The sequence below is a fragment of the Enterococcus sp. AZ191 genome (assembly GCF_051713845.1).
Lineage (GTDB): Bacteria > Bacillota > Bacilli > Lactobacillales > Enterococcaceae > Enterococcus_B > Enterococcus_B durans.
This window is the reverse complement of record NZ_JBIOQS010000001.1, coordinates 2,641,676-2,654,674: the sequence shown is the minus strand read 5'-3', so window position 1 is coordinate 2,654,674 and position 12,999 is coordinate 2,641,676. Positions and strand designations below refer to the sequence as shown.

Annotated in this window: 16 protein-coding genes; 13 read left to right on the top strand and 3 right to left on the bottom strand. The window is 36.7% G+C overall.

What is annotated here, in order from left to right:
* Positions 1-144 precede the first annotated feature (144 nt).
* The 6 genes from IGI47_RS12905 (at position 145) to IGI47_RS12880 (ending at position 2,937) form a co-directional block, all read left to right on the top strand.
* Positions 145-432 (top strand): S16 family serine protease, encoded by a 288-nt coding sequence (locus tag IGI47_RS12905; protein ID WP_311931250.1) that lies wholly within the window; start codon positions 145-147, stop codon positions 430-432.
* Positions 429-647: a hypothetical protein gene (locus tag IGI47_RS12900; RefSeq protein ID WP_311931248.1), complete on the top strand. Its 219-nt coding sequence runs from the start codon at positions 429-431 to the stop codon at positions 645-647. Before IGI47_RS12905 ends, IGI47_RS12900 begins: the two co-directional genes overlap by 4 nt.
* Positions 648-1,130 carry a hypothetical protein gene (locus tag IGI47_RS12895; protein ID WP_438784397.1) on the top strand — a complete coding sequence of 161 codons (483 nt, stop codon included), beginning with the start codon at positions 648-650 and terminating at the stop codon, positions 1,128-1,130. It begins immediately after the preceding gene.
* Positions 1,131-1,400: 270 nt separating this feature from the next.
* On the top strand, positions 1,401-1,823 hold the full coding sequence (locus IGI47_RS12890; protein ID WP_311931245.1) for a hypothetical protein: 423 nt from the start codon (positions 1,401-1,403) through the stop codon (positions 1,821-1,823).
* On the top strand, positions 1,820-2,482 hold the full coding sequence (locus IGI47_RS12885) for an ATP-binding cassette domain-containing protein (RefSeq protein ID WP_438784396.1): 663 nt from the start codon (positions 1,820-1,822) through the stop codon (positions 2,480-2,482). Before IGI47_RS12890 ends, IGI47_RS12885 begins: the two co-directional genes overlap by 4 nt.
* Before the next feature lie 5 nt (positions 2,483-2,487).
* A complete protein-coding gene (locus tag IGI47_RS12880) occupies positions 2,488-2,937 on the top strand; it encodes an ABC transporter permease (protein ID WP_438784467.1) in 450 nt (149 codons plus the stop codon).
* A 652-nt stretch (positions 2,938-3,589) separates the two neighbouring features.
* Here IGI47_RS12880 and IGI47_RS12875 read toward each other — a convergent pair.
* From IGI47_RS12875 to IGI47_RS12865, 3 genes are all read right to left on the bottom strand, one after another.
* Positions 3,590-3,844 (bottom strand): hypothetical protein, encoded by a 255-nt coding sequence (locus tag IGI47_RS12875; protein ID WP_311931242.1) that lies wholly within the window; start codon positions 3,842-3,844, stop codon positions 3,590-3,592.
* A gap of 61 nt (positions 3,845-3,905) precedes the next feature.
* Complete coding sequence (locus IGI47_RS12870; RefSeq protein ID WP_438784395.1) at positions 3,906-4,400, bottom strand: hypothetical protein; 495 nt, start codon at positions 4,398-4,400, stop codon at positions 3,906-3,908.
* On the bottom strand, positions 4,363-5,754 hold the full coding sequence (locus tag IGI47_RS12865) for a Y-family DNA polymerase (RefSeq protein WP_311931239.1): 1,392 nt from the start codon (positions 5,752-5,754) through the stop codon (positions 4,363-4,365). The genes IGI47_RS12870 and IGI47_RS12865 overlap by 38 nt, the downstream gene beginning before the upstream one ends.
* Before the next feature lie 395 nt (positions 5,755-6,149).
* On the opposite strand from IGI47_RS12865, the gene IGI47_RS12860 reads away from it, so the two are divergent.
* The 7 genes from IGI47_RS12860 to IGI47_RS12830 all read left to right on the top strand — a co-directional run bounded on the left by IGI47_RS12860 (position 6,150) and on the right by IGI47_RS12830 (position 12,999).
* A complete protein-coding gene (locus IGI47_RS12860) occupies positions 6,150-6,326 on the top strand; it encodes a hypothetical protein (RefSeq protein ID WP_167592163.1) in 177 nt (58 codons plus the stop codon).
* Between the two features lie 529 nt (positions 6,327-6,855).
* Positions 6,856-7,875 (top strand): 3-deoxy-7-phosphoheptulonate synthase, encoded by a 1,020-nt coding sequence (aroF, locus tag IGI47_RS12855; RefSeq protein ID WP_311931238.1) that lies wholly within the window; start codon positions 6,856-6,858, stop codon positions 7,873-7,875.
* 16 nt (positions 7,876-7,891) lie between these two features.
* Positions 7,892-8,956 (top strand): 3-dehydroquinate synthase, encoded by a 1,065-nt coding sequence (aroB, locus tag IGI47_RS12850; RefSeq protein WP_438784394.1) that lies wholly within the window; start codon positions 7,892-7,894, stop codon positions 8,954-8,956.
* Positions 8,957-10,123: a chorismate synthase gene (gene aroC / locus IGI47_RS12845; RefSeq protein ID WP_438784393.1), complete on the top strand. Its 1,167-nt coding sequence runs from the start codon at positions 8,957-8,959 to the stop codon at positions 10,121-10,123.
* An 11-nt stretch (positions 10,124-10,134) separates the two neighbouring features.
* Positions 10,135-11,211, top strand: a complete 1,077-nt coding sequence (locus IGI47_RS12840; protein WP_438784392.1) for a prephenate dehydrogenase — start codon at positions 10,135-10,137, stop codon at positions 11,209-11,211.
* Between the two features lie 4 nt (positions 11,212-11,215).
* Complete coding sequence (gene aroA, locus IGI47_RS12835) at positions 11,216-12,502, top strand: 3-phosphoshikimate 1-carboxyvinyltransferase (protein WP_438784391.1); 1,287 nt, start codon at positions 11,216-11,218, stop codon at positions 12,500-12,502.
* A complete protein-coding gene (locus tag IGI47_RS12830; RefSeq protein ID WP_438784390.1) occupies positions 12,499-12,999 on the top strand; it encodes a shikimate kinase in 501 nt (166 codons plus the stop codon). The genes aroA and IGI47_RS12830 overlap by 4 nt, the downstream gene beginning before the upstream one ends.

Below are 12,999 nucleotides of genomic sequence, written 5' to 3'. Positions count from 1 at the left end.
TTAAATCTTTAAATAGTAAAGTAAAAACAACAAACTTAGCTAAAAATTATTCTTGCTGTCAAAAGTCACAAAGACAGTCACAGTTACCACCTTGGTAGGATAACAAAAAAATGTAAGCCTATTCATAGATTGGAGAGAACTAAATTGCCTATTTTTATACCTGCTTTATCAGTAGAAGATTCATCAGTTTCATCCTTTGAAGTTCAAATTACTTTCAATAACTATATAGATACTAGTATTATTACTGGGAATGTTGGAGAAACAATAGTTGATTCTGTTAATATAGCTAGGACAATTTTTTCAAGTATTTATGAGCAGAAATGTGATAATATGCACATACATTTTTTGAACTATGATATGTACAAGGATGGTACATCAGCAGGTTTAGGAATATTAATAGCTTTGTTGCAAAAAAAGGTAAGATTAATTTGAAAGGAAATCTTTTAATTACAGGTGAGATTGATTTATTAGGGAATGTACTAGAGATTGGTGGGTTTGAAAATAAAATTGATTTCTATTTAAGAAATAAGAGTACTTATGATTATTTTATTATCCCAGATGGAAATTTACATTCTTCGGAAATTGAGAATGAGAGTAATAAAATTATTGGAATTAAAAATATTAAAGAACTAATTGAGGAGGAATAAATGAGAAAATCTATATTAACATTAGATAGGGAGAAAGGTAACGATGTATTGTTATATAATTTTTTTACAGGCGAAAGAAATAAATATACTAAAAAACAAATCCAAAATTTAAAAAGTCGGACTAGGGTTGAATTGATTACGAATAAGTTTGAAAGGGAAGTAATTGAAAAAGGGTATTACATTCCAGAAGTTTTTTCAGAAAAAAGATATTTGAAATATAAGTTGAATAGCTCAGTTTTTAATAGTAATTCACTAATCATTGATTTTGTTGGAAAAATCGAAAATGTAGAAGTTAAAAAGTTACTCCTTATAGCAAATTATTTACGAAACTACCAGTTAACGATAAAAATTAATTTAACAGAGATGAAATATATAAACAGGATCATTAGTTTAAATGATAATTTCCCTCTAATTTTAATTGCTACAGGAGATAAAAATAAGTTTTTAATAAAAAAATATATACTATTACAAGTATTAAAATAAAAAATATGAGCGATTGTTGTTTTAACAGTGAACAAAATTATCTTCACTTTGATATTATAAACCATTTTATTATTTCTGATAATCATTTTTACATACAAGTAGGGGCTGTTAATGATTTGAAAGAAAAAGAGTTTATAGAAAATGTGAAAGTTAAAATGGATGAACACTTGCTTAAATTAGAAGAAAAGGTCGTTGATACAGAGAAAATAATATCAGAATTCTTATCAAAGTTTTCATACAAAAAAACTTAAAAGAAATGAGCGATGGATTATGAAATTCCATAAGTATGTGATATTGGAAAAAAACAATAATGAAGAAATGATCTTTTTTGATATGTTAAATAAGCACGCTGTCAGTCTTTATATGCCTGATGAGATTCCTATAAAAGAGAAGATATTGGATTCTCTTGGTGAAGAAGAAAAGAATTTTTTGATTAACGAAGGATTTATAGTTGGAGATGAAATAGATGATCTTAACAAATTTGAGAATACCAAAAAATTCTATCAATATTCAAATAAAGTATGTAGATATGTAATACATTTAAACTATGATTGTAATTTAACATGTGGTTATTGCTATCAAAATATTATAGAAGATAAATTAGTAATGACAGAATTAACAATGCGACAAATTATTAATTTTATTAAATTAACACTACTAAATATCCATCTCCAAAAATGTATAATGAAGTGACAGCAGTACTAGAATCCGTTGATAACTTATACGCTTACCTAACTGGTAAAGAGAATATTGAATATTTTTTAGCATTATACAATTCAAAAATGAGTTATTTAGATTCAACTATCCAGAAACTTATCTACCAATTTTCGTTAGAAGCCTTTATGAAACAAAAAGTTGGAACTTATTCAAGAGGAATGCAACAAAAGTTGTCTCTAATTATTGCATTGATTACAGATCCACAGGTTTTATTTCTCGATGAACCAACATTGGGCTTGGATTTTGAGGCGAGTAGAGAATTATGTGAAAATATTTTATTTTTGTCTAAAAGTAAGAAAAAAACAATTATATTAACTTCTCATCAAGCAGAAATAGTGGAAAAACTCGCAGACAATATTATTGTAATAGACAAGAGAAAAATTATATTCACTGGAAAAAAAGAAGAATTTAAAACTTTATACCCTGGTGAAAAATATAGGGTTGATTTTTTAGACAAAAGATATCAAAAAGAATCTAGAAAACAATTTTTTACAGATAAACAAGATGCTACGCAATTTATTAGGGATAATATAAATGAGAATTTTTTCGTTTTGGAAAGGTTTACGAAAGTAGAAGTTTCAATTGAAGAAACGTTGAATAAAATATATAAAGAATCGGGTGATGAATTACCGTGATAAAAATGTTGAGTGGAGAATTCAAAAAATATTGGAGTGAGATTCGAACTTATTACCCCGATCATGTTGTTAGTATGATAATCACATTTATTATTTTTTCAGTGTTTACCATACTTATGATTATGATTTTGAAAATAAAAATTGGATTTCATTTAGTACTAATTCCAATATTTTTTATCACAGTTATTGGTATCTTAGGATTCACTCTTATATTGGTTAGTTTAACTTTAAAATATACTAAAACGGCTTCTTTTGAATCAATTATATCGTATGCCTTATTATTTTTAACTGGAGCGATTATTCCGTATGATCTTTTACCGGGAGTTATTCAAAGAGTAGGGAATTATATACCAATTGCGTTAGGGATACGTATCAGTAGAGAATTAATAAATAATAAACGGGTATCATTGATTGAGCTGGGGGCCTTAGTTGGTCAATCGTTTATTTCATTGTAGGTTACCTTATTTTCAAATATATTTATAGAAAAAGTAGAATAAATGGGTTAGATCATTCATATTAATTCAGCATGTATTACTGATAACTCTGGTGTTTCTTTTTGCGTTTGTTTAGTGATTTGATATACAGGGATAATATAAATTTATTGAAGGTCATTACTCGCTATCCTAAATAGATGAAATAAAAAGGAAGCCCTTAGAGAGGCTTACTAGCAATTGAAGAACTTCATTTTTAGAAACTGATTCGCCATTTCTTTGGATGGGGAAATATGCCTACATGTAGCTTTTCTTGTGGTCAAACCGATAAAATAAGGAGTAATTTTTGCCAATCGTAATTTTATAAATCGAGCTAACTATTCCATAGAATTTTGAAAAAGCGTGGGACAAAAGTAAGAAACACTTCTGTCTTATTCTTTAAAAACGAATAAACGGTGGGAGCAGAAGCAACTCCTTCTTAAATAAGCCGAAATTCACAAAAATTTGAAAAGCAATTTTCGTGAATCTCTTCTTATTTCTCGGAGTTATACACTTCTGTCCCAACCTCTTTTTTGATTTTAAGAGCCTTTTTGATTGCTCCCACAACTCTTTTAATGTTAATGCATTTGGTTGATAGAAAAAGTTCATTTTCCTACTTTTTTACTCATTACTCGATTCAGCTGTGTTCGTTTTCCAAATGTAAAATATCTTCCCAAAATTGAAAATATTGATCCGTCAACTGGACTTCTAGGACTTCCGCCCAAGAAATAAATTGTTCCTCTAACATGAAGCCTTTTTCTGTGAGATTAGGCTGGACAAATCCATGATATGTTTGTCCATTTTTACAGTGGACAATGATGAGTTGCTTGGCTATAAAAGTAGTAATGACAATAGTTTCAAAATGTTTATCAGCAGTTTTCAATAGAATCACTTCTTTCTAAAAAATGGGAGGAAACGAATAATGATAAGTAATGAAGGGATAAATAAAAATTTTACTCCTCTTCAGGGAATTGTTGATAAAATTCATCTTTGATCTGTTCCAATTCTTGGATGTTCTGTTTTGAGTGTAAGGATGGTTGTATGGATACATCGTCAGAAAAAGCGACCGTGAACCATTTTTCCTTCTCTTTTTTCTCAATATGACGAATATCTGACCAGTAGATCTTCGTATCTTCAAGAACTAAGTAATCATCGTAAGCTTCACCAGTAAATGTGCCTTCAACATTTTCTAGGTATCTGCCAAATTTGTCTTTTGTGTTTCGTTGAAGGGTGATTTTTTTATGGTAAAGAAAAGATTCTAATAGTACGGCATCGATTTCCTTACGAGACATCGGAGTTAGCGGCTGGATTTCTTTGATAGCCCATGCTTCGTTTTTTTTGATCCCACTCATCAGTTCATCCATTGCAAATGCTGTGCCCCATTTCAATCCAAAAGGGCGGTCGCGGTATTCATTGTAATCGAGAAATTCCTTTTTCGTTCGACGCATGACCTTCACCTTCTATACCGGCTAATCCACCCGCATGCCCACCTACAAGAGAGCTTCGTGCAATTGCTCGACCACCTTCTAACAAGCTATGGGCATGGACGATCGATCTGAATCCATATTTTTGTCGGATCTTATCTACAACAAAATCGATTTTTGCATTTGCGACTTGCACTTCAGGCTCATCAAATAAATTTAATTGTAAGCTGTCTGTGTGGACCAAATGGGAGCAATTCACGCCAATACTTCGAATGTCTTGCCGGCGATAATGTTTGTGAAAGAGGTCCAACAAGACAGCCGCTAATCGTTGACTTGAATTTGTCGCTTCGACGGTGGTTTGTTGATGAAATCCTGTCTTGCCTTGGCTATCTTTATACCCCAAAGAAAATCCTACCCAGAGACTGACGACTTGCGCTTTTACATGTTCGCGACGCAATCGGGTACCTACTTGATCCGCCATTTCTTTGATGACGATCTCGATTTCTTCTTGACGTGTGTAGTCACGATTTAAAATTTGACTGTTGCCGATACTTTTCGATTTAGGCATATATTTTTCTCCTAAAAAACTTCGATCGATTCCCCAAGCATGTGCAAACAGTTGCGTACCGATGACTCCCATATTTTCTTTTAGCCGATAATAGTCTGCATGTGCCAAATCGTAGATCGAAGTGATACCCATACGGTTGAGACGTTTAGCTGTTCGGCGACCGATCCCCCAAAAATCGGTCAGTGATGGGATGTGCCAAACCTTATTTGCCACATTTTCGTAGCGCCATTCAGCGATTCGCTCTGGGTTATCTTTGGCTCCGTTATCTAGAGCTAACTTTGCGAGCAATGGATTATCACCGATACCGACAGTCGTGTAGATACCAGTTTGCTGATAAACATCCTTACAGATGATTTTTGCTAGATCCCAAGCGTTTTTTACTTTAAAAAGTTTCAGACTATTCGTGACATCAAGAAAACTTTCATCAACGGAGTAGACGTGATGGTTCGATTCATCTGCATAAGTCTTGTAGATGGCATTGATTTGTTGATTTTTTTTCATGTAATAGGCCATTCTCGGCGGTGCAATGTATAAATCACGCGGATAGGGGAAAGGCAAATCTCTTGCTCTGCTGATATTTGTGATACCATAGGCTTTTTTTGCAGCCGGACTAGAGGCTAAAATCAATCCACTTCCTCGCTCTTCTAAGCGATCAGACGGATAAGACATAACAACAAGTTTGGCCGTTAAAGGATCTAAGTTACGCTCTACACATTCAACAGAAGCGTAGAAAGATTTACAATCAATGCAAAGAATATCCCTGGAAGGTTCTTTTGTATAATCAAATTTAGGGTTTTGATTTTTAAACATAACAGTCACCTCTCATTAGCAATTAGAACACACGTTCGCATTTTATGTCAATGGAAAAATCACATAACTTAGTTCTAAAAACAGTCATTCTTTTGAAGAAATGTTTTGTTTATGATTGCTGATAGAAATGAAAAGCGCTATACTAGCGGTAATAAATAGAAGAAAAATGATCATTTCATGGAAAATTATTAAATGAAAAGTTATTTTTACTTTTGCCTTAGATATTGCCAATGAGCACGAAATCGATTCGATAGGATGCTGAGTGCCTCAAATGTGAATGATTTGTAAAAGAATCCATTGAACAGGATAAAGAGATTTACTTTTCTTTTTTCGACTTGTTTTACAGAAAAGTTATTGAGAATAGAGTTGGTTACTAAAGAAATGGGGGAAAACAAATGTATATGCTGAATATTGGAACGAAAGATGCGATGTTAGCTGTTGCTATTATTATTATTCTCGGATTGACGATTTTTTATCATTGGTCGGTAGTGGCATTTATTATTACCGAATGTACTGTATGTTTTGCTTTTTGGGCGGGAAGTAGAAAACAAGATAAAAGGTTAGAAAAGTAACTATAAACAAATAATGAAAAGGATCAAAATATACGAAGTTTTGCAGCTGGAGTTGTTCGTATATTCTCTAGATTGAAAAATAAAAAAGAAAATCATGAAAAAGATATTGACATCTTTCAGAAACAAATCTATACTAAGTTCAATCTTAAATCAGTTTGGAGCGGTTTTTTATGAAAATGACCCTATGTACACAACTGAATAATTATTACTTTAGCTATTTTAGATAGGTTTGTATTCATGAGGTTATGGGTACAAACATCAGCGCTTGTTTGTATCTATGATGGCTAAGGATGTTTGAGATGACTTGCTCGCCGCATAGATGAAAAATCTATAGTGGCTTTTTTCTTTGATTTATTCATGGCCCACTGTAGATTTTCTACGGTGGGCTTTTTTAATACATAAAGGAGGAGCAAAGAGAAGCAAACACTTAGGTCGTTAGAAAGCAAACGGAATATCTATCGATTCTATTGAATAAAAAAGCCATGAAGCAATTGTAAACTAAAAAATAAAGAGCAGAGGATGTTATTTTATGATTTTGATTATTAAACCAGGTATCAAAGAAAATGAGTTACTACCCGTTATTTCACGTATTAAAGAAGAGGGGCTAGATGTTCAAATCAATCATGGAAAAGATCGCTTTGTTCTAGGACTTTTAGGCGATCCCAAAGTTATCAATGATGTTCCTTTTGAAAGATACGACATCGTGGAACGAGCAGTACCTATCTCAAACACGTATAAATTAACTTCACGTGAATTTCATCCACAAGATACGATCGTTGATGTGGACGGGGTCAAAATCGGTGACGGTAGTTTTGTGACAATGGCTGGACCTTGTTCCGTTGAAGGAGAAGAACAAATCATGGAAACGGCACGTATGGCAAAAGCTGGTGGTGCAAAAATTTTACGTGGCGGTGCATATAAACCAAGAACTTCACCTTACGCTTTCCAAGGTTTAGGTGTAGAAGGATTGAAGATGATGCGTAAAGCAGCAGATCATTACGGTATGAAAGTCATCACCGAAGTAATGGATGAAGCACATATCGATGTTGTTTGCGAATACGCAGACATCATTCAGATTGGTGCCCGCAATATGCAAAACTTCCGTTTGTTAGAGGCTGTTGGTAAAACAGGTAAACCAATTGGCTTGAAACGAGGAATTTCGGGTACAATTGAAGAGTGGTTAAATGCGGCAGAATACATTGCTGTCCAAAATAATTTCAACGTCATCTTCATTGAACGTGGTATCCGTACTTACGAGCGTGCGACGCGAAATACCTTTGACTTGAGCGCTGTCCCAATCATCAAAAAATTAAGCCACTTCCCGATCATTGTTGATCCAAGTCACGGTACAGGAGTTTGGGATCTTGTTTCTCCAATGGCTAGAGCTGGTGTAGCAAGTGGTGCTGATGGAATGATCGTAGAGATCCATCCAGATCCTCTTCATGCTTGGTCAGATGGACAACAATCATTGAATGAAAAGAACTACTTGAAGATGATGAAGGAAGTAGATATTTTAGTGGAAGCAATGAAAGAGATCAACGCTTTATAGAAAAGAGGAGCGGAAAATGTTAGAAGTTGTCTTACCAGAAAAAAGCTATGAGATTGTCATTAAGCGAAATTCTCTCGAACAAATCTCCGAATGGATCGGTGGTTTATGGGGAAATAAAAAAATTGCTATCATCAGCGATACAAATGTATTTCCGATTTATGGAGAACAGATTCAAAAACAATTGGAAGCAACCTATGAAGTAGTCCACTATGTGGTACCAGCTGGTGAAAAAAGTAAATCCCTTGAAATGGCAGCTGTGCTTTATGATTTTCTAGCGGAAGAACAATTCACTAGACGTGATGGGATCATTGCATTAGGGGGAGGCGTAGTCGGCGATCTAGCTGGCTTCGTCGCATCTACTTATATGCGGGGGATCGCCTTTGTCCAAGTACCGACTTCTTTGTTGGCACAAGTTGACTCCAGTATCGGTGGAAAAACAGCGGTGAATGGACCAAAAGCGAAGAATATGATCGGGACATTTGCGCAGCCAGATGGAGTGCTGATTGATCCAGAAACATTGCAGACACTTCCTGAAAAACGAATCCAAGAAGGCATTGCAGAAATCATCAAGTGCGGAGCAATCAATGATAAAAGTTTATGGGATGATTTAGCTGCTTATACAGGTATCGCTGATCTAGTGGCACATAGTGAAGCGGTCATTGAAAAAGCTTTACGTGTAAAGAAAAAAGTAGTTGAAGAAGATCAATATGATAATGGCAGTCGTTTGCTACTAAACTTTGGACATACGATTGGTCATGCCATCGAGAATACCGCGGGATATGGGAAAATCAGCCATGGAGAAGCGGTAGCAATCGGGATGGTCCAAATCAGTCGGAAAGCAGAAGCAAGACGAGAAATGCCAGAAGGAATCACCGCACAAATCATTGCAATGAATCAAAAATATCATTTACCGACTGCTTATACACCTTGGCAAGAAGATGAATTGTTCCAAGCAATCACACATGATAAAAAAGCACGTGGACAAAATTTGAAAATCATTTTATTAGAGAAGATCGGTCAAGCGAAGGTGCAGACGATACCAATCAAAGAGATGAACGACTATTTAAAAGAAGGTGATTAGATGCGTTACTTAACTGCAGGAGAATCTCATGGACCACAACTAACTGCGATTATCGAAGGTGTGCCAGCTGGTCTGGCGATATCAGTCGACCAAATCAATCAGGAACTTGCAAGACGTCAAGGAGGATATGGCCGAGGCGGGCGAATGAAGATCGAGAAAGATCAAGTACAACTTACGTCAGGTATCCGTCATGGCAAAACATTGGGTTCTCCAATCACGATGATCGTTGAGAATCGTGATTGGAAAAATTGGCAAACGGTGATGTCTGTAGAACCGGTTTCTGAAAAAGATGAACAATTACGCCGTGTGGCAAAACCACGTCCAGGACATGCAGATCTAGTTGGTGGCATGAAATATCAACATCGTGATCTTAGAAATGTATTGGAACGTTCTTCTGCCAGAGAGACAACGATGCGCGTCGCTATTGGGGCTTTGTCGAAGCAGCTTTTAGCCGCACTGGATATTGAGATTGTGAGCCATGTTGCTGTTTTGGGCGGAATCAAGGCAGAAGTACCGATGACACTTTCGGTTGCTGAAATCAAAGAGAAAATAGCAATATCAGAAGTCAACATGGTTGATTTGACCATTGAAGACCAAGTCAAAACACTGATTGATGAAACCAAGAAAGCTGGAGACACTTTAGGTGGTATTGTAGAAGTTCGAGTGGAGAACGTACCAGCTGGGTTAGGCAGCTATGTCCAATGGGATAAAAAACTAGATGGGAAATTAGCACAAGCGATGTTAAGTATCAATGCATTTAAAGGGGTAGAGTTTGGGATCGGTTTCGAGTCGGCTTTTCGTCCAGGATCAAAAGTGATGGATGAAATCACGTGGAATCAAACAAACGGCTATCAAAGAGCAAGCAATCACTTAGGTGGCTTTGAAGGTGGGATGACCAACGGAGAGCAGATCATTGTTCGAGGAGTCATGAAGCCTATCCCGACTTTGTACAAACCATTGATGAGTGTGGATATTGATACAAAAGAACCTTATAAAGCAAGCGTTGAACGTTCGGATAGCACAGCTGTCCCAGCAGCATCCGTGGTTGCAGAACACGTGATTGCTACAACTTTAGCTATGGAAATTCTCGACCATTTTCCGGCAGATAATCTAACTGAGCTGAAAAAGGCAGTTAATGACCACCGACAAATGATCCAAGAATTTTAATGGAGGCAACCATGAAAAAAGTATTGGTAATAGGGTTAGGATTAATCGGTGCATCATTGTGTCGAGCGATCAAAGGACCCAATGTCACTCTTTACGGCTGGGATTATTCGGAGGAAACAAGGGAAATAGCCAAAGAGGTCCAACTAGTGGATCAGGTCGTTTCTGGGATTGAAGTAGCAAGTGAGATGGATATCATCTTGATGGCTGTACCTGTTCAAGTCAGTCTGGAATATCTGAAAATATTGGCAAATCTTCCTCTTAAAAATTCGGTGTTAGTGAGTGATACAGGAAGCACGAAAGCAAAAGTAATGGAATTAGCAAAAGACTTACCATTTACATTTATTGGTGGCCATCCAATGGCGGGGTCGCATAAGTCCGGTGTTCGAGCGGGCAACCCTAATTTGTTTGAAGAAGCATATTATATCTTTACGAATGACCTTGAGAGTGATCGTATTGACGAATTAAAAGATCTTCTGCAGCCAACGAGAGCGAAGTTTGTCGTCTTGGATGCTTCTAGCCATGATGAAATCATTGGCGTATTGAGTCATCTGCCACATATCGTTGCAGCTGGCTTAGTGCGGGCATGTGAAACGCTAAGTCAAAAATATCCACGTGCTTCGCAACTTGCAGCTGGCGGTTTTAAAGATATTACTCGGATTGCCTCTTCTGATCCTAAGATGTGGACAGATATTTTGATCACGAATCAAGATATTTTATTGAAATTGCTGGAAAACTGGCAAATATCTATGGGAAATCTGAAAAATGAATTAGCAGCTAATAATCAGCAAGCTGTTTATGATTTTTTTACACAAGCAAAACAGACTAGGGATCATTTACCACAGAAAAAACAAGGGGCAATCCCTGCCTTTTATGATCTGTACGTCGATATCCCCGATATCGCTGGAGCAGTCGCAAAAGTCACTACTTCTTTGAGTCATGCAAGCATTTCGATCATCAATTTAAAGATCCAGGAAACAAGGGAAGATGTTTTTGGCGTATTAGAATTGTCATTTAAAAATCAAGCCGACTTGCTAAAAGGAAAAGCGTTGATAGAAGCAGAAAATTTTCAATGTCGGGTAAGGAGTTGAGTGAATGAAGTTATTGACCACAAAACATGGCATCAATGGGGAATTAACCATTCCTGCTGACAAATCGATTTCTCACCGCAGTATCATGTTTGGTGCGATTAGTCAGGGGCAAACAATCGTGAACAATTTCTTAAAAGCAGAGGATTGCTTGAGCACGATTGCTGTATTCAGACAATTGGGCGTCACCATCATAGAAAAAAATGAAAAGATTTATATTGATGGCAAAGGATTTAGCGGATTGACAGCCCCTGCTACTCGATTAGATGCAGGAAATTCAGGGACAACGATGCGCCTTGTCTTAGGCATCTTGGCAGGAAGTGACTTTACTTCTGAAATCGCTGGAGACGCTTCGTTAAATCGCCGTCCCATGGAACGTGTGATGAAACCACTTCGAGAGATGGGTGCTGAATTACAGGGAATCGAACATGCCGAGTTTCCGCCACTAAGAGTATCTGGTCATACATTACATGAGATTGAATACCAGATGCCGATTGCGAGTGCGCAAGTAAAATCGGCCATTCTTTTTGCAGCGTTACAAGCAAAAGGGACAACGAAAATCATCGAGAAAGAAAAATCAAGGAATCATACAGAAGAAATGATCAAGCAATTTGGTGGTCAAATCGACATAGAGGACCGAGTAATCACTTTGAAAGGTGGACAATCTCTTAGCGGTCAAGAAGTAACAGTTCCAGGAGATATTTCTTCTGCTGCATTTTATCTAGTCGCTGCAAGTATCTTGCCAAATAGTGAAGTTATCCTTAAACAAGTCGGTATCAACCCGACACGTACAGGAATCATTGATGTGTTGAAACAAATGGGTGCAACAATCGAACAAATTCATGAAGATGAAAAAAATCAAGCTGCTGATCTGATTGTTCGATCGGCTACATTGAATGCCTGTGAGATTAAAGGAGAAATCATTCCGCGATTGATCGATGAATTACCAATCATTGCTTTAGCAGCGACTCAGGCAAATGGCACCACAATTATCAAAGATGCGCAAGAACTTAAAGTCAAAGAAACGAATCGGATCGATGCCACTGCCGCTGAACTAACGAAGATGGGTGCTTCGATCGAGGCGACAGATGACGGATTGATTATCCATGGTCCTACGCCTTTGCATGGGGCAAAAGTCGACAGTCATGGGGATCACAGAATCGGTATGATGTTGCAGATTGCGGCTTTATTGACAGAGGAACCTGTGGAGCTGGAAAATCCAGAAGCGGTAAATATTTCTTATCCAGCATTCTTTAAGGATCTTGCACAACTGATCAAGGAGGAGCAAGCATGACGGCCATTGTTTTGATTGGCTTCATGGGTGCTGGCAAAACGACAATCAGTAAAAAATTAGCTGCTTGCTTGGAGCAACCCGTGATCGACATGGATGAAGTATTGGTGGCTCGTTTGGGGTGTTCCATCAATCATTATTTCACGGAGTTTGGTGAAGCAGCTTTTCGGGAGCAGGAGACCGCTTTATTAAAAGAAGCATTAAGTAATGATGCCATTATCGCAACTGGCGGCGGTGTGATCTTACAAAAAGAGAATCAAAAAGTATTGCAAGATCAGTTCGTGATCTATTTAAAAGGACAAGCAGAAATTCTGATCGACCGTATACGGCAAGACAAAGACAATATTCGTCCTTTGGCTGTAGAAAATAGTGATCAGAAGCTAAAAACGATATTGGCAACACGAGAAAAAATGTATGAAAAATTAGCAAAACTAACGATTGAGACAACTGCAAAAATGCCAGAAGAAATCGTAAAAGAAATCATAAAGCAGGTTGGATGA